Source organism: Alphaproteobacteria bacterium HT1-32 (assembly GCA_009649675.1).
Taxonomy (GTDB): Bacteria; Pseudomonadota; Alphaproteobacteria; order Rhodospirillales; family HT1-32; genus HT1-32.
This window is the reverse complement of the sequence record WJPL01000002.1, coordinates 1-22,713: the sequence shown is the minus strand read 5'-3', so window position 1 is coordinate 22,713 and position 22,713 is coordinate 1. Positions and strand designations below refer to the sequence as shown.

Here is a 22,713-nt window from a genome sequence, read left to right as displayed (position 1 = left end):
CCTATTCCGCCTGTACCTTGTAAAGGCGCGCATAACGACCGTCTTTCTTCAGCAGTTCCTCATGGGTTCCATCTTCCACAACCTCACCCGATTCAACCGTGATGATACGGTCGGCATGACGTACCGTTGACAGCCTGTGCGCAATGATCAGCACTGTGCGGCCTTCACAGATTGACCGCATGTTTTCCTGAATGATCCGTTCTGATTCATAATCCAGCGCACTTGTCGCCTCATCAAAGATCAGGATACGCGGATCCATAACCAGCGCGCGGGCAATCGCGATACGCTGACGCTGGCCACCGGACAGGCTGCCCCCCCGCTCACCGACAACCGTGTCATAGGCTTCCGGCATCTCCAGAATAAACTCATGAGCCCCGGCCAGCTTGGCGGCGGCGACCACCCGTTCCATTTCCATTCCCGGATCGGCCAGCGCGATATTGTCCCGCACCGACTTGGCGAACAGATAATTCTCCTGCAGCACCACACCGATCCGGCGGCGCAGCCAGGCCGGGTCGACCATCGCCAGATCTACCCCGTCAATCAGAACACGCCCGCTTTCCGGCACATAAAGCCGCTGAACCAGTTTGGTCAGGGTGCTTTTGCCCGACCCGGACGGGCCGACAATACCGATGACCTGCCCTTCCTTCACATCCAGCGAAATCCGCCGCAGTACCTCTGCCGTATCCGGACGGTAGCGAAAGGTCACATTGTCGAAGGTTATCCGGCCATTAACGGTCGGCATCGTGGTCCGGCCTGCCGTAACCCCGGCTTCCGTTCTGGTATTCAGAATATCCCCAAGCCGGGCAATGGAGATGCGCGCCTGCTGGAATTCCTGCCACAGCTGCGACATCCGCAAAATCGGACCGCTGACCCGCCCGGAAAGCATGTTGAAGGCAATCAGCTGGCCGATGGATAATTCCCCGGCAATCACTGCCTGTGCCCCGAACCACAATACCAGCGCCACAACGATCTTGTTGATCAGCTGGACCATCTGTCCGGCGACATTGTTCAGGTTATTGGCGCGGAACGCCGAATGAACATACCCCGCCAGCTGCTCTTCCCATTTCCGCTGCATCTGGGGTTCCACCCCCATCGCCTTGACCGTTTCGACCCCGGTCACGCTTTCCACCAGAAAGGATTGATTTTCGGCACCTCTCTGGAACTTGTCCTGCAGGCGTGCCCGCAGCGTGGGCGATACCAGATAGGCCAGAATGACATAGAAAGGAATCGACCCCAGCACGATCCAGGTCAGCAGCGGGCTGTAGACATACATGACCGCGAAAAACACGAAGACGAACATCAGATCAATGACGAGGGTCAGGGCAGACCCGGTCAGAAAGTTCCGGATGCTGTCCAGCTCCCGTACGCGTGCAACTGTTTCCCCCACCCTTCGCGACCCGAAATAGGACAGCGGCAGGCCCATGACATGGCGGAAAAGCTTGGCACCCAGCTCCACATCGATGCGATTTGTTGTGTGACTGAAGACGTACGTACGCAACCCCGTAAGGACCACTTCAAAGACCGCGAGGGACAGCAGGCCAATGACCAGAACATGCAGACTGGTCAGGCCGCGATGCACCATCACCTTGTCGATGACGATCTGAAAAAACAGCGGTGTGACCAGCGCAAAACACTGAACGAAGAATGACGCCAGCAGCACTTCGCCAAACAGCTTGCGGTATTTAACCACCGGCGGAATGAACCAGGTAAAGTCGAACTGGCGCTCATCCCCGGCCAGTCCGGCACGTTTGGTAAACAGAATGAGACGGCCGTTCCACCGCTCTTCCAGATCCGCCCGGTGAAGCTTGATGGGCCGCCCCTCAACCGGGTCGTGAATCAACACCTCTTCATCAGCAATCTTGGCCAGAATGAAAAAGTTTCCGTCCCGGTCCTGCGCAATCGCTGGCAGCGGTGTATCCGCAAGCCGTTTCCAGGATGATTTGGACAGCCGGGCCTTCAGTTCCAGCAGCTTCGCCGCCTTGAGAATGTCGGTCGGGCCGGAGGTTCCTGCTGTCAGGCCAAGCTGATGGCGCAACTGATGCGGGTCCGCGTTCACGCCGTGGATCTTTGCAATCATCGCGACGCATAACAGTCCGGGGTCAGTCTGCCCCGCCGATTCGCCGGAGGGCGGCTCCGGCGCTTCCAGCGGCACCCGGACCGGTTCGATCTGCCCCAGCGCAACGCCATCCGTTGCGGGATTGCCTGATTCCGGCGGGTTCTGGCCGGGCTGATCTTCACGGTCTGTCATCCGGCAAATATCCTGCGCCCGTCAGTTACACGCAACCTTCGAAATTAAGCGACGACTCCCGGACGACCACAGGCACACGTAATATCATCATGGGGATATCCCGACACAGCCCTGGCAAACAACGCGCCACCCGGACAAGACAGCACCTTCGCAGTCACATACGAGAAGCAAAAAAAGAGTCATATAAAACAATGCCCTATATCAGCCATCAGCTAACCCGGTCATCGTCACTCCGGATTGTATCATTCGAAAAACTTTAACGCTCAGAAAACGATGATTCTAAGTTGAATTAAATGCTGTTACTGATACTATTTTTGGTAAGCGGTCAGAAGCCAAGAGCCGCATCTGTCCGGGCATTCCCCGGACCCGACCGGAAAGATCATGACTTTCAGGTCCGAACAGTGGAGAGCGGCAATTGCCTGACGGGACCGGAACGGACCGGATAAGAGTGGACGGAACGGGCCTGTTTTTCTCGGACGGTTCGATCACGGCGCAATCTTTTGACCTGCCGGATGACGACTATTCGATGATGCTGTCCACGCACGACATCATCACCGAACCGACGTCTGTACCACAACTTGGCAGCGCAAACCTCTGGCATCTGAAGAACCTCGCCACCGGGGTCGACATCAATATCGACGGTGTCTGGGAAGATTATACCGGCGCGGGTGTCACGACGGCGATTTTCGATGACGGCGTCGACCATACCCACAGCGATCTCGACGGCAATTACGATTTTGCTAACGATTACGATTCCTACGGCAATGACAGCGACGCTCTGGCAACTGGCAGTGACAGGCATGGCACATCCGTTGCCGGGATCATGGTGGCGGAGAATAACGGCACCGGTGCGATTGGCGTTGCCTATAATTCGACCGTCGCCGGCCTTCGCTTCAGTTTCGACTATGGTTCGATCAGCGACATCGACGAACTGATTCCCCGATTCCGGAATTTTGACGTTGTGAACAACAGTTGGGGATTTACTTACTCCTACGGTGACGATTTTAATTACTATCAGTTTGCGACCACGGCCCAGGCAATTGAAGACGCCGCCCGGTATGGACGTGACGGACTGGGCACATCCATCACCTGGTCTGCCGGGAATGCCCGCACATCAAACGACGACGTCAACTACCACAACCAGCAGAATTCACGCTTTACCATCGCGGTCGGTGCCATCGCCCATTCCGGCGCGGTCTCCTACTACTCGACACCCGGCGCTGCGATTCTGGTCTCGGCCCCGTCCAGCGGTGAAGGCTATGGCATCTACACCACCGACAGGGTTGGATCCGCCGGCTATTCGTCATCGGATTACACCTCCAGCTTCGGCGGCACTTCGGCCGCCGCGCCAATTGTCGCCGGCGTCGTCGCCCTCATGTACGAAGCTAACCCGCTGCTCGGCTATCGCGATGTGCAGGAAATTCTGGCACTTTCTGCCAACCGCTCGAAGATCAGCCAGTCAGGCTGGCAACTGAACGGTGCCGGGAACTGGAATGGCGGCGGCATGTTCGTCAGCCACGATTTCGGCCATGGCCTGGTTGATGCCCATGCCGCGGTCCGTCTGGCGGAGACATGGACCGCACAGAGCACTTATCAAAATGAAGATGTCATCACCTATGACGGCAGTGGCTTCGGCAAGCTTGGCAGCAATAACACGGTTACCCGAACGGCGACTGTCCTTGAATCTCTCGACATCGACCATATCGAGATCGAGGTCGATTTCTCCTTCAGCGGGGTGCCCTACCAGACCAATCTCGAACTCGTCCTGACCTCGTCCAGCGGTGCATCGGCCGTGTTGTCGGACGGCGACACCGCTAGTTACTACAGCGCCTCAACCTGGACTTACTCGACAACTCATTTCTGGGGTGAGGATAGTGCAGGCGACTGGACCCTGAGTTTTAGAGAGGCCGGCACCAACGTCATCTCAATCACCGATTTCTCGATCAGCTTCTATGGCGACGTCACGACCAGCAACAACTTCGTCTACACTGAAGACTTCAGCGACTATTACAATGCCAGCCGCGCCACCCTCAGTGACGACGACGGCGGCATCGACACGCTGAACGCCGCAGCGGTTGTCAGCAATTCCGTGATCAATCTTGTGGCCGGATCGGTCAGCCAGATTGACGGCGAGAATCTGACCATTGATCTTGGCACCGTGATCGAGAATGCCATCGGTGGCGATGGCGACGACATCATCACCGGAAATGCCGCTGACAACATCCTGACCGGCGGCCGTGGCAACGACACGCTTATCAGCAGCAGCGGCAATGACACCCTGTTTGGTGGTGCCGGGACCGACACACTCTACGTCGATGGAAACTCGTTTGATTATACACTCGCGTCGGATGGCGAGAATACCTATCGGCTGTCAGGCGCGTCCGGCGCCGACATTCTGCAGGACCTGGAGTTCGTACGTTTCAACAATGGCGTTGTCGATGTCACCACCGGTCAGGTCAACAACCAACCCGTTGGCCTGACGACCAGCATCACAGCAACCGAAGATGTTTTGGCGACCGGATCGTTGGCGGGCTTTGATCCGGACGGAGATTCCCTGTCTTTCTCACTGGTGGAAGCCCCGGATTCCGGTTCACTGACACTCAATAACGATGGCAGCTACAGTTTCGAAACTGGCGAGTCCTTTGACGATCTGGCAGCCGGTGAAACACGCGATGTTAGTTTTCGCTATCGTGTGTCAGACGGCCTGATGGGCGACGAACAGACAGCTACGATAACGGTTACAGGAACGAATGATGCGCCGGAAGTTTCCCGCGCTGTCGTTCCTGACCCCGAGCTAACGAAGAACGACGTCACAAATTATCCTGCCGGGTTATACGGATACAGAAACGGAAATAAAGTTTGGCTAGATACTATTAAAGGACAAGGAGACGGTACTTATTTTGCACAATTGGATCGTTTTGGGTCCGGAGGTGGCCCCCGAATCCAGAGGTTTAATGCCGACGGCACCACGCTTGGTCAGGAATTCGCGTATTCAGATCCCTTCGACTCTGGTCCTTGGGCTGATTTCGCTTTAGCCAGGGATGGAGAAATCCTTGCTGTCTGGACCGCTGATTCAAAAAACGCCAAAGGCGATGACTACGACATCATAGCAAGAAAATTCGATTCCGATGGCACCCCCCTTTCTGATGAATTTCTACTTGTCGACACACCGCTTTATGAGGGGTTTTCAACTATTTCTGCGTTGGATGACGGTGGCTGGGTTGTTGCATGGGATGACAACAAAGGAACGGAGGATGATTACTACGGAAATCAAAATCCCGCGGCCCGGAATTTCATCGTAAAGATACTGAATGATGATCTTTCCGTTAGAAAAAGCTTCGTCGCGCTAACCGATGTTAAGCCTTCTTCATATAGCTATGAATCGCTAACCGCCACGAGGAATGGTGGATTTGTCATATCAAAATACACGAACAACATGCGCTTACACATTGAAGCGTTTGATGAAGAAGGTCGCCCCCTTTCTTCTCCGGTTGTTCTAGACGCTAACTCCCGGGTTATGAATAAAGTAACTGCTTTGGCAAATGGCGGCTTTGCCGTTTTGATTGCTAATCATGCCGAGGCAGTCATCAGCATTCATGATGAACTCGGTCAACAGACAGGCTATATCCCCGAACTCCCTTCTCGTAATTCTATGATTGCAGAAGGGCCTCACGGCGAAATCTATGTTGTATCAGAACTGGATAATTCGGAGGGACTTAGTGGAGCAGTCGTAACCAGTTACGACAATTCGGGAACAAAACTGCAAACCAGCAACTTTTTGCCGGGCGTCATTCTGGGCAACTACACCAAACATATTAATGGCGTAGGCTTGATCTCTGTTGAAAGAACGTACTCAGGTCAAACCTCTTCGGTTCTCAGAATATATCGGGAACTTGGAGACTTCTCATTTGTTGACAACTCCGGCCAGGACGCCGTCAGCATTACGGATCCAGACGGTAACACAATCTCCGGCGCGACTATTTCATTTCTGAACGGTTATGTTCAGGGCGAACAAAGCATTGGAGTGGAAACAAGATTGGACGGTGACTTCACAGCCAGCTTTGCGAAAGAGAGCGGCATTCTTAGCATCACTGGTATCGGCACTCACGCGCAGTACGAGGCACTCATCAACTCTGTAACAGTGTTTTCCGATACCGCACAGACGTACGAACTTTCAGTCACTATAAACGATGGATCAAACAGTGTGACGTCGAACTCCGCTGACATTACACTGCATCGGTCCAGTAATGCTAGCGGTGTCAACTTCGCGCCTGTAGCGGCCGCCGAGAACTCCGCAGATTCCGAGAACGCAATTATCTCTGGTCAGTTGACGGCAGATGATGTCGGCCCGGATGCTCCTTCTTACTCCGTCCTTTCGCCACCAGACTCCGGATCACTCACAATTAATCCGGATGGCAGTTACAGTTTCGATCCGGGCAGTGATTTCGATCGCCTGGCAGAAGGTGAGACCGAGACTGTCACAGCAGCCTACCGCGTTTCCGACGGCTACTTCACCTCTGACGCCAGCATCGAATTCACCATCACCGGCACCAACGATGCGCCGGTCATTTCAAACACAGAAGTTGTCGGACCCTCTGACGCAGCTTCCCTAATGGTCGCGGATGAACCGATAGTCATCGACTCCATCAAGTCGCTTGAACTGCTGGAGGGCAGCCGGGTCGTGATGTGGCACGAGACCGACCCGAATGCCGATCCGGTTACGACACGGATAAAAGTTCAGCATCTGGATTCCGACGGCAATGCCCTGACTCCGGCCTTCGACCCTGTCGGAAGCGATATCCCGGAAAGCTACGTTCCGGATATGGCGCTGACAGCGGACGGGAATGTGAAGGTTGTCTGGACCGGCGGGCCGACGGCCACTGACGCAGATGACAAGGTTGTCCGCGTTCAGGAATTCACCCCGTCCGGTGCTTCGGTCGGTGATCAGGTCGAAGTGACAACTGCTGATTCCGGCAAAGGTGGTGCCGCCATTACGGTTCTGTCAGACGGCGGATTTGCCGTAACCTGGCACCAGTTTGGCTCGGCCATCAGCAGTGATGGAGGCACAACCTACTACCGGATATACAACGAAGACGGCTCTCCGCGAACAGACGCAGAATATGTCGCCAGCAGCTCCCGCACACGTCCCTGGGTTACCGGAGACTATGGCCCTGCCATCCAGTCTGACGGGATCGGCGGATTCATTGTTATCACCAGTATTTATGACGCCAGCTATCCATTCGGACAGCGGATTTCGAACGATGGCAGCACAACTGGCACGATCTGGTTCGACGACGGTTCCAGCGAACAGCATCTGATAGAACCCGGCAGCCTCACCATTCTCTCGGATGGCGGATTTGTCTACGAATGGCTGTCTGATCCTTATTCTGTTGCCAGCGATCCTGCTGTTCGGACAATTGTGATTGTCGACAGTGAAAACAACAAAACAGCCTTTATTGACAGCGTGCCCTTTTCACCCGACGGATCGAAAACCGATCCGGTGACTGTGAGGGAATCCGGCGACGGTATCGAAATCCTCAGGTCCTGGACCCTCGATGGCCAGTCCGGAACCATGATCTTTGAATATAGTCTGGATGGCACTTCGCTTGATGACGGTGAGTTCGTTGCCGGGCTAGACATCGACGCAGGTTCCTCCCCGCCCGGGAGTCATGTCCCCGTCATCGACGGTATTTCGATTTCGGACGTGGACGGAACGGAGATACATTCTGCACGGATCGAGGTGTCACCTGCCCGATTGTCAGAAATCACCAGCGTTGTCCTCAATATTCCTGACAACAGCGGGCTGAGTTACAATTACTCGGCAAGCGACGGTGTCCTGACCATCACCGGAACCGCAGACCATCAAACCTACGAAACAGTTATCAACTCAGTCGAGGTCCTGTCAGACAGCAGCGGCTCTGTCGATCTTCATGTACAGGTAGATGACGGTTCAGGGACTGTAGCATCGTTGTCAGATGCGGTCGTCATCGAACGTGACTTCAGAGAAGCCCCCTCATTCGTCAACATCGTTATTGAGGGTGATGAAAACGAAACACTGTCGGGCCTGATCGCCGGGGACGCCGGGGCGGTCTTCACCCTTCTTGAAGGACCACAAGCCGGCAGCCTGTCGCTCGATGATGACGGAAACTACAGCTTTGACCCGGGTACCGATCTGGACAGCCTCGCGGAAGGTGTCTCTGCATCTCTCACTTTCAGGTATCAGGTCGAGGCAGACGGTGAATCCGCCACCCATATCGGGATGATTCAGGTCACCGGTTCGAATGATGCGACGGTTCTTGATGTCACCGACGGCGGTGCCTCAGTTTCAGGGGATGCACTTGCAGGTGCCGTCACAGTTACCGATCCGGACAATTCAACATTCGATTCTGCCACGGTTCGCCTGACAGATGGTTTCTATTCCCTGCAGGACAGTCTCGCTTTCACCGCACCGGACGGATCCGGGCTGACTGGCAGCTTTGACAGTGCAACCGGCACCCTGACGATTTCCGGAGAAGCCAGTACCGCCGACTACCAGTCCGCCCTTGCCAGTGTCACTTTCCAGAACTCCGAAGACCAGGCAACAACTGGTAACCGGACGGTCGAGATCACCGTCAATTCACCCGATGGCATCAGCAATACGGAAACGCTCGTACTGTCGATCACCGGGGTCGACAACCACGCGCCGGAAGCGATCATCGATACGATCAGCGCTGATGAAGACGCCGCTGTTACCGGCAACCTCACCAGCTTCGATGCCGAAAGCGAGGCTATCAGCTACGAACTGGTCAGCGGCCCGGATTACGGCACGCTGACTCTCAATCCGGATGGCAGTTATCGATATACAACTGACGGTGAACTGGAAACGCTGGATGACGGTGAGACACAGGAAGTCACTTTCACCTACCGCCTGTCCGACGGTACGGACACCTCCCTCCATACCGGGACCATCACCGTCGCCGGTCATGACGAAGCCGCCATTTCGGGAATGGCGGTCGACGGCTATATCGAGGGTGCGACCGTTTTCGCCGACGAAGATGGCGACCTTGCCCTGGATGACGACGAGTCTAATGCCATCACCGGCGTCAACGGCAGCTTCGATCTCGAAAACCCGCTCGGCGGGCTGGTGCAGACCGGCGGCACCGATGCCGCAACCGGCGTTGCTTTCGGCGGCATGCTGCGGGCACCCGCAGGGTCCGGGATCATCACACCGCTGACCACCCTTGTTGCCTGGATGATGGATGACGGCCTGAGCCAGGCCGATGCCGGGGCTGCGGTCGAAGCCGCCTTTGGTCTCGATGCAGACCTCGATATGTTCTCCGCAGACCCGGTTGCCCTGACATCCGCAGAAACAGCCGGCGGCTCGGCACTCTATGTCACCGGCGTTGCCGTCCAGAATACGCTGACCCAAGTTGCGGCCCTGCTCGAAGGTGTCTCCGGCGGATCAACCGTCGACATGTTCAATGCAGCCGCCGAAGCACTTGCTGACATTGTTGCTGCGGCTGGTGGCCCGGTCGACCTGTCAGACAGCGCAACACTCGACACCCTGATTGCCGATGCAGGTACAGTTGCCGGTCTCGACGCCGGCCAGATAACCAGCCTGAACAATCTCACTGACGATGCCTCGGATGTCATACAGGCATCAAACCAGATACTGGACAGCAATACGGACGCAGCCGGTTCGGGAACTGCTGTTCTGCAAGCCGCCTCACAGGTGGCGATCGTCTCTCAGGGTTCGGCCGCCGCGGATATTGTCACCGCCGCGCAGGGCAATGATCTGTCGGCAATCGTCACCGGTTATACCGATGCAGCACTCGATACCGCCGTGTCGGATGCGGCATCCGGTCTGGGCGATGTTGACGGTGCCCAGTTTGGTACCGGCGGCGACGATCTGCTGACCGGCGGAGCCGCCGCAGATATCATCTCCGGGCTGGGCGGCAACGATACGATTTCCGGTCTCGGTGGCAACGACACCCTGAACGGCGGCAGTGGCAATGACATCATATCCGGCGGTGCCGGAAACGATATTCTCTCCGGCGGCAGCGGAACCGATATCGCCGCCTTCTCCGATGCAGCATCCGGTGTCACGGTGGACCTCTCAATCGCTGGCGGACAATCTGTTGGCGGCGGGCTCGGAACGGATACACTCAGCAGCATCGAGGGCATCACCGGTTCCGACCATGATGATCAGCTGTCGGGCGATGGCGCAGACAATACTCTGTCGGGCGGTGACGGCAACGACACCCTCTCCGGCGGTGCCGGAAATGACACGCTCAGCGGCGGCAGCGGCTACAATATTCTCACTGGCGGGGATGGTACCGATATCGCCGTCTTTGACGGCAATGTCGCCGATTATGATGTTTCTGTGGTTGAGGATGTCATTACGGTTACCGGCAATGGCGGTGCCACGACACTAAACAGCCTTGAAAAACTGCGCTTTGACGACGGTGACTATAGCCTCATCACACAGCATTTGGCTGACGGCACCGGCACTACGTCGATGGCCAACACGACATCGACTGCAACACTTTATAACTCCAAAGTCGCCGGGCTCGCCGGCGGCGGTTATGTGGTGATCTGGCAGGACAGCTACGCAAACGGTGCCGCTGACATCAAGGGGCGACTCTTCGATGCAGATGGCAATCCGCAAGGTAGTGAATTCACTGTTCAGGCCAGCAATTTGCGTCGGGAATCCTTTCCCGATGTAACAGCCCTTGAGACGGGCGGGTTTGCCGTTGCCTGGCAGAGCAGTACAACCGACGACGGGTCAGCTGTGTACAGCCGCGCTTTTGACGCCAGCGGCAACGCCACCAGCAGCGACATCCAGTTACATGCCGCGACAAATTCAAACTCGCCCAGTGACCTCAAGCTCACTGCGGATGCCGAGGGTGGCTACTTTGCCAGTTACCTTCGTTTTCCGAATACCGAAATCAAACGGGTTTCGTCTGATGGAACCGTCACCGACTTCAAGACCAGCAACAATGATTTCAACGCGGACATCGCCCTTCTCGAGAACGGTAACCTTGCCGTCGCAGCCTATGTAAGCAATGGCTCGGGAAGCAGCCTTTACTACAATATCAAGGTTCAGATCCTCGACGGGGCGACCAGTGATCCCATTGCAACACGGACACTTGGTCCCTTCGATATAAATTCCAAACTGTCTGTCTCGGCACTGGCAGGCGGCGGTGTTGTCGTTGGCTTCAATGAGCAGGTCGGGGATGGCCCGGGATATGTGCCGAAGTTCGCTGTTCTTGATTACAATGGCCGTGTCGCTGTGCCAGCAACCGATATTGTAACAGGGGAAGAAACTGATTTCATTGGAAGTTTTGGAACTGTAGCAACATCAGACGGCGGTTTTGCTATTGCCTATTTCCGACAGGACAACGATACTGGCCAACGCGAATTTTTCACACGTCATTACGCTGCCAGCGGAACCCCGTTAACTGATGAAGTCCGGATTGATTCATCCTCAAACGGCTTTATCGGCTATGGCGACCTCGGGATTCTTGCCTCCGGCGACCTCATTTCGACCTGGACAGATTCCTACTCGACAGCGGCGCCCCAGGGTGACCCGGATATTTTCGTCCGCAAACTGAACAGCACCGATCAGACTATCTTTATCAACCTCGCTACGGGCGAAGCTGTCTCGGGTGACGGAGACGGAACGCTGACTGGCGGCGATCAGGGCGAAACCTTTGATGCCGGCGGCGGTGACGACACCGTTTCAGGTGGCGGCGGTGATGACACCCTCGATGGCGGCAGCGGTGACGATACGATTATTGGCGGCACCGGCAATGATACACTGACCGGTGGAGCCGGGGCCGACAGCTTTATTCACGCTGCCGGTGACGGTATTGATGTCATTACAGATTTCAGCCCGGCCGCGAATGGCGCAGTATCGCTCCTTGCAGATGACGGCGACATCATCGACCTGTCCGGACATCCCGGCCTCGACTGGACCGCCCTGCAGGGCATGATGTCGCAAGATGGCGATGATGTGGTGATCGATTTCGGTGGCGGCGACAGGCTGACACTCAATGACCTGACCCTTGATGAGCTGTCTCCTGCTACCTTCGGGATGACCGCCTCTGATGCGGATGACACGATCACCGGCAATGCGGGTGACAACCGGCTCTCCGGCGATGGTGGCAATGACACGCTGACCGGCGGTTCTGGCAACGACATCTTTGTCACCAGTGCCGGCACCGACACGATCACCGATTTCTCAGCCGGTGACGTCGTCGAGCTGTCAGACAGTCATGATCTGAACTGGCAGAGCATCCAGAACAGCATGACGACGGATGGCACCAACGTCACCGTTGATCTGGGTGGCGGTGATACGCTGGTCTTCGCCAATCCGGATCATGCCCTGACCTATGAGGATTTCGGTCTCACTGAGTATGGGGGTGACAACACCCTCATCGGTAGCGCCGGCGATGACTCGCTGAATGGCGGCACCGGCAATGACACGCTCCGCGGTGGTGGCGGCAACGACACCCTGATCGGTGGTGACGGCATGGATACCGCCGATTACTCCGATGCCGTAGGGGGTGTGACGGTCGATCTCTCCCAGTCCGGCGGACAGACTGTCGGTGGCGGTCTCGGCATTGATACGCTTTCCAGCGTCGAAAACCTTGCGGGTGGCAGTGGCGACGATCTGCTGACCGGTGATGCGAACAGTAACGTCCTGTCCGGAGCGACCGGCAACGACACCCTCTCCGCCGCCGCAGGTAACGATACATTGGTCAGCGGCAGCGGCTATGACATTGTTGATGGCGGGGATGGCACCGACATCGCCGTCTTTGCCGGCAATGTTGCCGATTATGATGTCAGCAGTGATGGCGTGACCGTTACGGTAAAGGGCGGCGGCGGTTCGACCACGCTTTCCGATGTCGAGACCCTTCGTTTCGACGATGCCGATTATGACGTCATCACCCGGAATCTGGCTGACGGCAGCGGCATCACGTCGATGGCCAACACCACATCGGCTGCGACGGTATATAATTCGAAAACTACCGGTCTTGAAGGTGGCGGTTATGTGGTGGTCTGGCAGGACAACTACGCAAACGGTGCCAACGATATCAAGGGACGTATCTTCGATGCGGATGGCAATCCGCAAGGCGATGAATTTACCCTTCCGGCCAACAGTTCACGTCAGGAAAGCTTTCCGGATGTAACAGCCCTTGCGACCGGCGGTTTCGCCGTTGCCTGGCGGAGCACAACCACTTCAGACGGAACAGCCGTCTACAGCCGCGCTTTTGACGCCAACGGCATTGCCCTGTCCGACGACGTCCAGCTGCATGCCGCAACATTCTCGAACTCGCCCGGTGATCTCAAACTCGCTGCGGCGTCAGATGGCGGATACTTTGCCAGCTACCGGCGTAGTCCGAACACCGAAATCAAGAAGGTTACGGCTAGCGGCTCCGTCTCCGGTTTCAAGACGGTCAGCAGCGATTCAAATGCGGACATCGCCCTGCTTGAGAACGGCAACCTGGCCGTCGCGTCTTACGAAAGCATGGGGACGAGCAGCAACCGCTTCTACAACATCAATGTCGAAGTTCTGAACGGCAGCACCGGCAGCACCGTCGCGACAAACACGTTCGGACCCTTCGACGAGAATTCCAAGGCCGATGTTTCGGCACTTGCCGGTGGCGGATTCGTGGTTTCCTTCGCTGCATCAACCACAGGCACCACGAATTATCGCCCGCAATTTGCCGTGCTCGACGCTAACGCCAGCCTTATTGCCGGCCCTACCGTCGTCGCGACGGGGGATATCTTCGATGACATCAGAAATATCGGCACCACCCCGACACCGGATGGCGGCTTCGCCCAGGCCTTCTTCCGCCAGACCAGCGGCACCGGCCAGCAACAGTTGTTCGTCCGGTATTACGATGCCGAAGGGAAGTCGATCACCGATGAAATCCAGATCGATTCCTCATCGAACGGTTATATCAACTACGGCGATATCAGCATCCTCGCCTCCGGCGAACTGATCACAACCTGGACCGATTCCTATACGACACCGGCCCCTGAGGGCGACCCGGACATCTTCGTCCGCAAGCTCAACGGTGTTGAGCAGGTGGCTGTACGTCACAGTGAAACCGGCGAGAACATCTCTGCGGCGAGCGACGATGCGGGCACACTAACCGGCGGCGAACTCGGTGATGATCTGTCCGCAGGCGGCGGCAACGACACCCTTTCCGGCGCCGGCGGCAACGACACACTGGATGGCGGTACAGGAAATGACACCCTGACCGGCGGAACCGGTGCAGATACGCTGACCGGCGGCAGCGGCTCGGACCGGTTCATCCATGCGGATGGCGACGGCGCCGATGTCATCACCGACTTCAATCCAGTTTCATCCGGCGATGGCGTCGAACGTGACGCCATAGACCTTTCCGGTCATCCCGGCATTACCTGGAATGATATTCAGGGTGCTGCATCCCAGGTTGGCGATGATATCGTCATCGACCTCGGGGGTGGTGACGTCATTACGCTACTGAACCGTACACTTGAACAGTTATCGCCTGCCGCTTTCGGTCTGACGGTTTTCGACAGCGACGACAATATTACCGGCAATGACGGCAACAATCTGCTGTCCGGTGAAGGCGGCAATGACAGCCTCGACGGCGGCGGAGGAAACGACACGCTTTCAGGCGGCACCGGGGACGATACACTTACGGGCGGCAGCGGTACGGACCGGTTCATTATTTCTGCCAATAACGGCTCTGATACGATCACCGATTTCGACCCGGCCTCCGAATCCATTGACCTCTCCGCACTCGGTCATGTGCGCTGGGTCGATCTGGTCAACCAGATCTCCGATGTCGGCGGCGATGCCGTTGTCGATTTTGGCGATGGTAATACGCTGGTGATCGCGGGCGTCGAAAAAAGCGAACTCAGCGCACTCAGCTTCGGACTCGACCCCTATGAAGGTGATAATGATTCGATTGGGACCATCGGCGACGACACGCTGATTGGCGGCAGCGGAAACGATACACTTTCGGGTCTTGCCGGTAATGACACGCTGGACGGTGGTTCGCATAATGACACGCTGCAGGGCGGCGCAGGGGATGACACCCTGCTCGGCGGCTCCGGCAATGACTGGGCCATCTATTCGGACGCAACCGGCTCCGGTATCTCGGTTGATCTCGAAACCGCTGGCGGACAGGATATTGGCGGTGGCCTCGGCACCGACACGATCGATTCAATAGAGAACGTCATCGGCTCGGATTTCGATGATACAATCATCGGAAACCTCGGATCCAACAGCCTTGTGGGCGGCGACGGTGACGACACTCTCTCCGGCCGCCGTGGAACAGATACGCTTTTCGGCGGGGCCGGAAACGATACGCTGTCCGGCGGTGAGACCGGCTCCAATGCAACCGGCGGTGTCGATGTGGCCGTCTATGACGGCTCTGGTGCAGACCGCAAGATTTCCTGGAACGGTGAAGCCTTTGTTGTCGAAGACACGGATGTCTCGAACGGCGATTCCGGGACTGATACGCTCTACGGCATCGGCAAGGCCCAATTCGACGAAGGCGAACTGACCCTCCAGCAACCGCTGGATGGTGAAGCCTTCAATATCAATTTTGTCACCAATGGCTGGCAGGGCCACCCCAGCGTTATTGCCCTCAGCGACGGTACTTTCCTCGCCGGATTCATGGACTTCCAGCCCGGCGGTCCTTTCCCAAAAGTCCGGGTTTTCAGTGCCACAGGACAGGCTCTTTCAGACGAAGTCTCTCTCCCCTATGTCGGAGAGAGAACCCTTCAGGGTGTCGAGATGGAAGAACTTGCGAATGGCAATATCGCCATCACGCAGACCTTCGGCCACAGTGCGGTCACACAACGGGGCGTCAGTACACAGATCTTTGATGCGAACCTTAATCCCATCTCATCTCTGATCGACGTGACGCCTTACGGCGCTGAAGTCTTTCAGCATCAGGATGCGGCGCTGGCAAACGGCAACTTTGTCGTCGGCTACTATTATCGTGATCATACTGACGGCCGTGCACTAAAAAGCGCTTTCACCATTCGTAATGCGACCGGGCATGTTCTAACCGATACAACGAGAATACTGCCCGGATCAGAATCAAAACTGTTTGCCATGACCGGGCTGTCCGGCGGCGGCTTCGCCGTTATCGCCAGCGACAAGCTGATTCGCTACGACGACAACGGCAACCAGATTGACAGCGATGATCTCGGGACCGGCCGACGGATATGGACCAGTTCCTCAAAACTGATCGAACTGGTGAACGGCGATCTGCTTCACGTCTATGATACGGTGAACAGCGGAAATTATTCTATCGGCTATGACCTTCATTCTGCCACGGGAACCCGCAAAGGCGGGGGCACGCTGGTCGGCGATGCCGAACATAGTGATGTTACAGCTGCCGTAGGCGGCGGATTTGCGATTTCCTATCAGGACAAATCCGAGCAGAGAATCTATTTCAAGCAATATTCTGAAACGCTCCAGACCCTGATCGGACCTGTTTCCCTGACAGAAGATCACGGCAGCTATGGCGGCGGTTATACTGCTATTTCACAGGTTGCCGATGGCCATTTCTCGGTTCTCTGGGACACCCCGCAATCCGGTACCGGTCAGGGTGACATCAATGGTGTGATGTTCCCGCCAGTCACCGTTCCAGGCAAGATCACCGGCGATGATGCCGACAACTTCATCACCGTTGGTGACGGTATCGAAGAAGTCGAGGGCGGGGCCGGGAACGACCGTCTGCTCGGCGAGGAAGGTAATCAAACCCTCACCGGCGGCAGTGGCAACGATACATTCGCCATCGCCGCTGACGGCGGGCTTGATACCATCATGGATTTCGACACCTCCCGCGAATTCATTGATCTGTCGGAAATCGACGGTTTCGGATTCGCTCAGGCTCAGGGTGCGATGTACCAATCCGGCAACGACGTCCTGTTCGATCTCGGCGGCGGCAATGTCACACGCATTCGCAATACCGCTCTCGGTGACCTGACCTCCGATCGCTTCGGCGACATCAATTCCGATATTGCGGATTCGATTGACGGGAATGACGGAAACAACATCATCTCCGGCTTTGGCGGTGATGACATCATAGATGCCGGCGGCGGCAACGATACTGTCACCGGCGGCACCGGAAACGACAGCCTGACCGGTGGATCCGGCGTCGATACTGCCGTCTTCAGCGGTGCGATGGATGATTACAGTTTCACCGAGACCGATGACGGCAAACTGATTCTGACCGACACGGTCGGCACGGACGGCGTCGATACGATTACCGGGATCGAGAACTTCGCCTTCTCTGACGGTACTGTCTCTTATGCGGTTCTGACAAACTACGCACCTGATGTGAGCGGGCCGGTTGAACTGTCCGGCACAGAGGACAACGTCAGAATCATTACCTCTGCCGAATTGCTGGCAAGTGCATCCGATCGCGATGATGACAGTCTGTCTGTCAGCAATGTCAGTTCGGATTCGGGTACGCTGGTCTATATCGGCGGCGGGAATTACCGTCTTACACCGGCACAGGATCAGACCGGTATCATTACCCTCTCCTACTCGATCAGCGACGGCCTCGGGGGTGTTACCGCAGCGACGGCCGAAATCGATTTCGCAGCCGTCAATGACGCCCCGGTCAATCATGCGACCGTCAGCTTGACCGGGACAGAAGACACAAACCTCGTGGTCAGCGCGGCTGCGCTTCTGGCCAATGTTACAGATGTTGATTCATCAAACCTGTCAGTTGGCAGCCTTTCCGTCACCGGCGGGTCTGTTGTCGACAATGGCGACCGTACCTGGACGGTCACCCCGCCGAAAGATGCGGACGGTGCGGTGACGCTGGATTATGTCATCCTCGACGAACATGGCGGCTCAACGGCAACCACCGCCACAATGAATCTCGCTTCTGTAAATGATGCGCCGGAAGCCTTTGCCTCGGCCACCCTGATGGGGACCGAAAATTTCACCAGTACCATCACAACGGCGCAACTGCTGGCGACCGTACAGGATGCCGAGAATGATGATCTGACGATCTCCAATCTGACGGCAGCCTCCGGCACATTGACCGACAACGGTGACGGCACCTGGAGCTACGCACCAGAGGCTGATTTCAGCGGTTCCGTTGATGTTACCTACGATGTCAGCGACGGGGCTCTGACCACCGGTATTTCCGGCACGATTGCTGTCGCGACCACGCCGGAAGCTGCATCTTCGGTTATCCAGATCGGCACCGGCGGCTCGGCCTCGGCAAAACTCTCCGGCGCCGGCTCCGCCAGCCATTATGAAGTCTGGGATGCCTCAACCAACAGCTGGGTTGGTGCTGATCAGGAGGCTGCCGTAATGATGGCGCCTGCCGACGGTGCCTTTGCCCTCGCTGCAGAGCCCGAAATTGTCGGCAGTGTGCGGCTGTCTGATGTCATCACCGGCGACTACCAGTTTACAGCTGCCGAACGCACGTCCGGGTTGGGAGAGCTACGATATCGCGTTGTCGATCAGGGAACCGGTGTATCGGCAGAAGCATCCATTACCGTCTCTGTCATCAACACCGGCCCGGATATCGACGCATCCAGTGTATTCGGCAATGGTCATCTGATCACAACACCGAACGCCGGCGACAATCAGCGATGGACTTTCTCGGCCTGGGTGAAAGGCAACTCATCTTCCAGCGGGAACATCCTGTCTGCGGGCGGCACCCGCTATTCGGATGGCCTTGGCTTCGATGGACAGGGCGGTATCCGGCTCTGGCTCGACGGGGCCGTTGGCGGATATGTGCAGACCCAGCCGTGGATGACCGACGCCTCAAGATGGTACAATGTCGTCGTCTCTGTCGACACGACAGCCGCAGACCCGGCAGATCGGGTTCGCTTCTGGGTGGACGGGAATCAACTGACCGGGCTGCGTTCTGAGCAGTTCCCCGATCAGGGATATGAAACCATTCTCGGTGATGGCCGGCCGACAGCTGTTGGCACCCTGTTGCGTGGCGATCAGGAATCACCGCGCGGGCATGATGCCCGTTACGACTTCAGTGGCAAGCTTGCCGAAGTCCATTTTGTATCGGGTCAGGCGCTTGGTGCAGATGCCTTTGGCCTTCCCGCCGGAGATCTGTGGCAGGCCACCGATGCCACGGCCATTGATCACGGTGACGCCGGCTTCCATCTGGGTTTTGCCGATGGCAGCCAGGCGGGCACTGACAGCTCGGATGCCGGAAATCATTTCAGCGTTGTGGGGTCCGTCGGACAAGATGTGGCTGACATGCCGGCCGGCGGCAGTGTCATTGAACCTGTTGACCCGACAGACGCGAACGATGTTCTCAGTGGCTCTCTGCTCGACGATTCTCTCGGCGGGGCTGGCGGCGATGATGTGCTTGATGCCGGTGCCGGTAATGACAGTCTGTATGGTGGCGCGGGCAATGACACGCTGACCGGCGGGGCTGGCGATGATCTGCTGTTTGGTGGTGATGGCAATGACACCGCCATATATGCCGGAGCGTCATCCGAATATACCATTACACGCGATGATACCGCGGGAGAGTTCTACGTCACGGGCCCGGATGGTTCGGACACTCTGGTAGGCATCAACAATATCGCCTTCTCTGACATCACCCTGTCAGGCCTCAATTTTGCGCCTGTACTATCGACACCGACACTGGCGGACGGAATTGAAGACACCGCCTATGTGATTACCGAAACTGAATTGCTCAACGGCGCAACGGATGCGGATGGCGACGCGCTTTCAGTCGCCAGCCTTACTGCTTCCAGCGCAGTCATTACAGATAATGGCGACGGCTCCTGGACGATTACCCCGGATCAGGATTTCAACGGACAGATAGCACTCAACTATTCTGTGACCGATGGCAGCCTGTCGACAAACGGCAGCACGACAATCAACATCACAGCGACCAATGATGCGCCTGACGGCGGTACCCCGTCCCTGTCAGCCGCTACCGAGGACAGCCCGTTCCTTGTCTCGGCCAGCGACCTGCTTGCTGCGGCATCAGATCCCGATGGTGACGTACTGACAATTGACGGACTGTCCGTCGATAATGGTCAGGCGACAGACCTTGGTAACGGGGTCTGGCAGATCACGCCGGATGAGAACTTCAATGGCGAGATGACCCTGTCCTACAGGGTGGATGACGGAACGACCACAACGGATGCGACCACCAGCCTCACCTGGGATCCGGTCAATGACGCACCACTTCTCGGCTCTCCCGTCCTTTCCGACGCAACCGAAGACAACAGCTATCTGATCGACAGCGCGGTTCTGCTTGCTGCGGCCAACGATCCCGAGGGTGATGCCCTGCGGATAACCGGGATGACGATTGATCACGGATCACTCACCAGCAATGGCGATGGTACCTGGACCGTCACACCGGAACCGGATTTCGCAGGTACTGCGACAATCAGCTACAGCATATCAGACGGCAGCGCCGCCTCTGCCGGCACGGTAACCCTGACCTACAGTCCGCTGGATGACATCCCCACAATCGGCACACCGGAACTCACAGATGCCGTCGAAGATCAGGTTTATACCCTCCGGGGCTCTGACCTGACGGCTGCCGTCGTCAATGTGGATGATGACATCATTACACTATCGGATATTTCCGTCAGCGAAGGCACGCTGAGTGATAACGGTGACGGCACCTGGTCCATTCGTCAGGCTGCCGAATTCAGTGGCGAAATCACCATCAGCTTCACTGTCTCTGACGGAACGACGAACCTTCCCGGTACCGCAACGCTGGTCTGGCAGGAAGTCAACGACGCGCCGACACTTGGCGTGGTTTCCCTGAGTGACGCGACAGAGGACAGTACCTACATCATTCAGGCTGCCGATCTGCTGGCTGGTGCAACCGATGCAGAAAATGACGCCCTTTCCGTAGGCTCCGTTTCAATTGACCATGGGTCGGTCAGCGACAATGGCGACGGTTCATGGACAGTGACACCGGAAGCAAATTTCACCGGAGATGCGACCGTCAGCTACGTTCTGACTGACGGCGTCAGCGATACGCCCGGATCGGTTCTGCTCACCTGGAACGGCGTCAATGATGCACCGACTGTTTCCGGGCCGATAAGCGGACTGGCAACATTACCCGGCCGCGCGCTCCTGATTGATGAGTCGACCCTGCTGTCAACAGCAGAAGATGTCGACGGGGACGCCCTCAGCGTTGGCAATCTGAGTGTCACATCCGGCTCCATCACCGACAACGGTAACGGCACCTGGACCTACATACCGGCGGATGATTTCACTGGTTCTGCCGAATTGTCCTACAGCATCAGTGACGGCACGACAGAATCCGGTGTGACCGGCAATATTCTTGTGTCACTTCCGCCGACAGCCCGGGACTCGGTCGTTCAGATTACCGGCGGTAATCAGGTCGTCGGGCAACTCACCGGTGCCGGTTCGTCCGCCCGTTATGAAATCTGGGATGCAGCGACCTCACAATGGGTCGGCGCCGGCCAGTCAGCAACGATCACCTCAGCTCCTGACATCGATAGCCTGGGTCACGGCGCCGATGGAGAAATTCTTGGTGTGGTCACACTGACGGATGACCAGAGCGGGAATTTCAGCCTTTCAAGTCAGGATATCTCGGGCCTTGGTTCACTTCGTTATCGTGTGGTCGACGGCCATACGGGAGCGAGTGCGGAGGCTGCGGTGACGGTCTCTGTTGGCGGCTCAGGAGCGGGGATCGAGGCGTCCGGGGACTTTGGTTCGGGTTATCTGAGCGGCAATGTGACGGGCGACCGTCAGCGCTGGACCTTCTCGGCCTGGGTGAAGGGTGATCCGGGAGAGAGCGGGAATATCCTGTCTGCGGGCGGGTCACGCTATTCCGACGGACTGGGCTTCAATGGCCAGGGCGGCCTGCGGCTGTGGCTTGACGGTGCGATCGACGGCTATGTGCAGACCGGGTCGTGGCTGACGGATGCCTCACGCTGGTATCATGTTGTGGTCTCGGTCGATACGACACAGGCGGTGGCGTCTGACCGGGTCCTGTTCCATGTGGATGGCGAGCAGGTCGCGACGACGGGCAGCAGTGTCTATCCGCAACAGGGCTACGAGACGATCATCGGGTCGGATGCGACACTGGCCGTGGGGACCCTGCTGCGGGGTCGTCAGGAAGGCGGCAATCATGATGCGCGCTATGACTATGACGGCAAGCTTGCCGATGTACATCTGGTCTCCGGCGAGGCGCTGGGGGCGGATGCCTTTGGCGGACTGTCGGGAACGGAGTGGCAGGCCGTGGATGCCGGAGGGCTCGACCATGGCACGGGCGGCTTCCATCTCGACTTCACTGACGGCGGTGCACCGGGTGCGGATGCCTCCGGAACCGGCAACAGCCTGACCCTGCAGGGCAGCATCCCGCAGGATACGGATGACATGCCGGCCGGCGGCGCGGCCATGGAACCGCTGACCGCAACAGCCGGGAATGATGTGTTGCAGGGCAGCGGCTCTGATGACCTGCTGGATGGCGGTGACGGTG

2 protein-coding genes and 18 pseudogenes are annotated in these 22,713 nt (G+C 57.2%); 19 read left to right on the top strand and 1 reads right to left on the bottom strand.

All coding sequences use genetic code 11. The annotated features are described in order from the left end of the window. Position 1: 1 nt before the first annotated feature. Complete coding sequence (locus GH722_11675) at positions 2-2,248, bottom strand: type I secretion system permease/ATPase (protein ID MRG72417.1); 2,247 nt, start codon at positions 2,246-2,248, stop codon at positions 2-4. Positions 2,249-2,774: 526 nt separating this feature from the next. Between GH722_11675 and GH722_11670 the strand changes: the two are divergent. The 19 genes and pseudogenes from GH722_11670 to GH722_11580 form a co-directional block, all read left to right on the top strand. Beyond that, positions 2,775-4,196, top strand: a pseudogene (locus tag GH722_11670) (S8 family serine peptidase). 759 nt (positions 4,197-4,955) lie between these two features. Further along, positions 4,956-6,833 (top strand): annotated as a pseudogene (locus GH722_11665) (hypothetical protein). Positions 6,834-6,860: 27 nt separating this feature from the next. Continuing rightward, positions 6,861-8,558: pseudogene (locus GH722_11660) on the top strand (hypothetical protein). A gap of 675 nt (positions 8,559-9,233) precedes the next feature. Next, positions 9,234-10,301 (top strand): annotated as a pseudogene (locus tag GH722_11655) (hypothetical protein). 444 nt (positions 10,302-10,745) lie between these two features. Further along, positions 10,746-12,023: pseudogene (locus GH722_11650) on the top strand (hypothetical protein). A 195-nt stretch (positions 12,024-12,218) separates the two neighbouring features. Continuing rightward, positions 12,219-12,434 (top strand): annotated as a pseudogene (locus GH722_11645) (calcium-binding protein). Positions 12,435-12,536: 102 nt separating this feature from the next. Further along, positions 12,537-12,770: pseudogene (locus tag GH722_11640) on the top strand (calcium-binding protein). A gap of 81 nt (positions 12,771-12,851) precedes the next feature. Continuing rightward, a pseudogene (locus tag GH722_11635) lies at positions 12,852-12,989 on the top strand (hypothetical protein). Positions 12,990-13,214: 225 nt separating this feature from the next. After that, positions 13,215-14,552: pseudogene (locus GH722_11630) on the top strand (hypothetical protein). A gap of 285 nt (positions 14,553-14,837) precedes the next feature. Next, positions 14,838-15,350 (top strand): annotated as a pseudogene (locus tag GH722_11625) (hypothetical protein). A 105-nt stretch (positions 15,351-15,455) separates the two neighbouring features. Continuing rightward, positions 15,456-15,614 (top strand): annotated as a pseudogene (locus GH722_11620) (calcium-binding protein). A 294-nt stretch (positions 15,615-15,908) separates the two neighbouring features. Further along, positions 15,909-17,036 (top strand): annotated as a pseudogene (locus tag GH722_11615) (hypothetical protein). A 33-nt stretch (positions 17,037-17,069) separates the two neighbouring features. Next, positions 17,070-17,411 (top strand): annotated as a pseudogene (locus GH722_11610) (hypothetical protein). Between the two features lie 18 nt (positions 17,412-17,429). Further along, positions 17,430-17,882: pseudogene (locus tag GH722_11605) on the top strand (hypothetical protein). Between the two features lie 246 nt (positions 17,883-18,128). Next, positions 18,129-18,431 (top strand): annotated as a pseudogene (locus GH722_11600) (hypothetical protein). Between the two features lie 144 nt (positions 18,432-18,575). Next, a pseudogene (locus GH722_11595) lies at positions 18,576-19,703 on the top strand (hypothetical protein). Positions 19,704-20,060: 357 nt separating this feature from the next. Next, positions 20,061-20,441 (top strand): annotated as a pseudogene (locus GH722_11590) (tandem-95 repeat protein). Positions 20,442-20,636: 195 nt separating this feature from the next. Beyond that, a pseudogene (locus GH722_11585) lies at positions 20,637-21,011 on the top strand (hypothetical protein). A gap of 207 nt (positions 21,012-21,218) precedes the next feature. Next, on the top strand, positions 21,219-22,713 hold a 1,495-nt coding region (locus tag GH722_11580; protein ID MRG72416.1), incomplete at its 3' end, for a hypothetical protein.

Bases quoted from the DNA above. Each gene is read 5' to 3' on its own strand.
- GH722_11675 (MRG72417.1), bottom strand. From the start codon at position 2,248: ATGACAGACCGTGAAGATCAGCCCGGCCAGAACCCGCCGGAATCAGGC.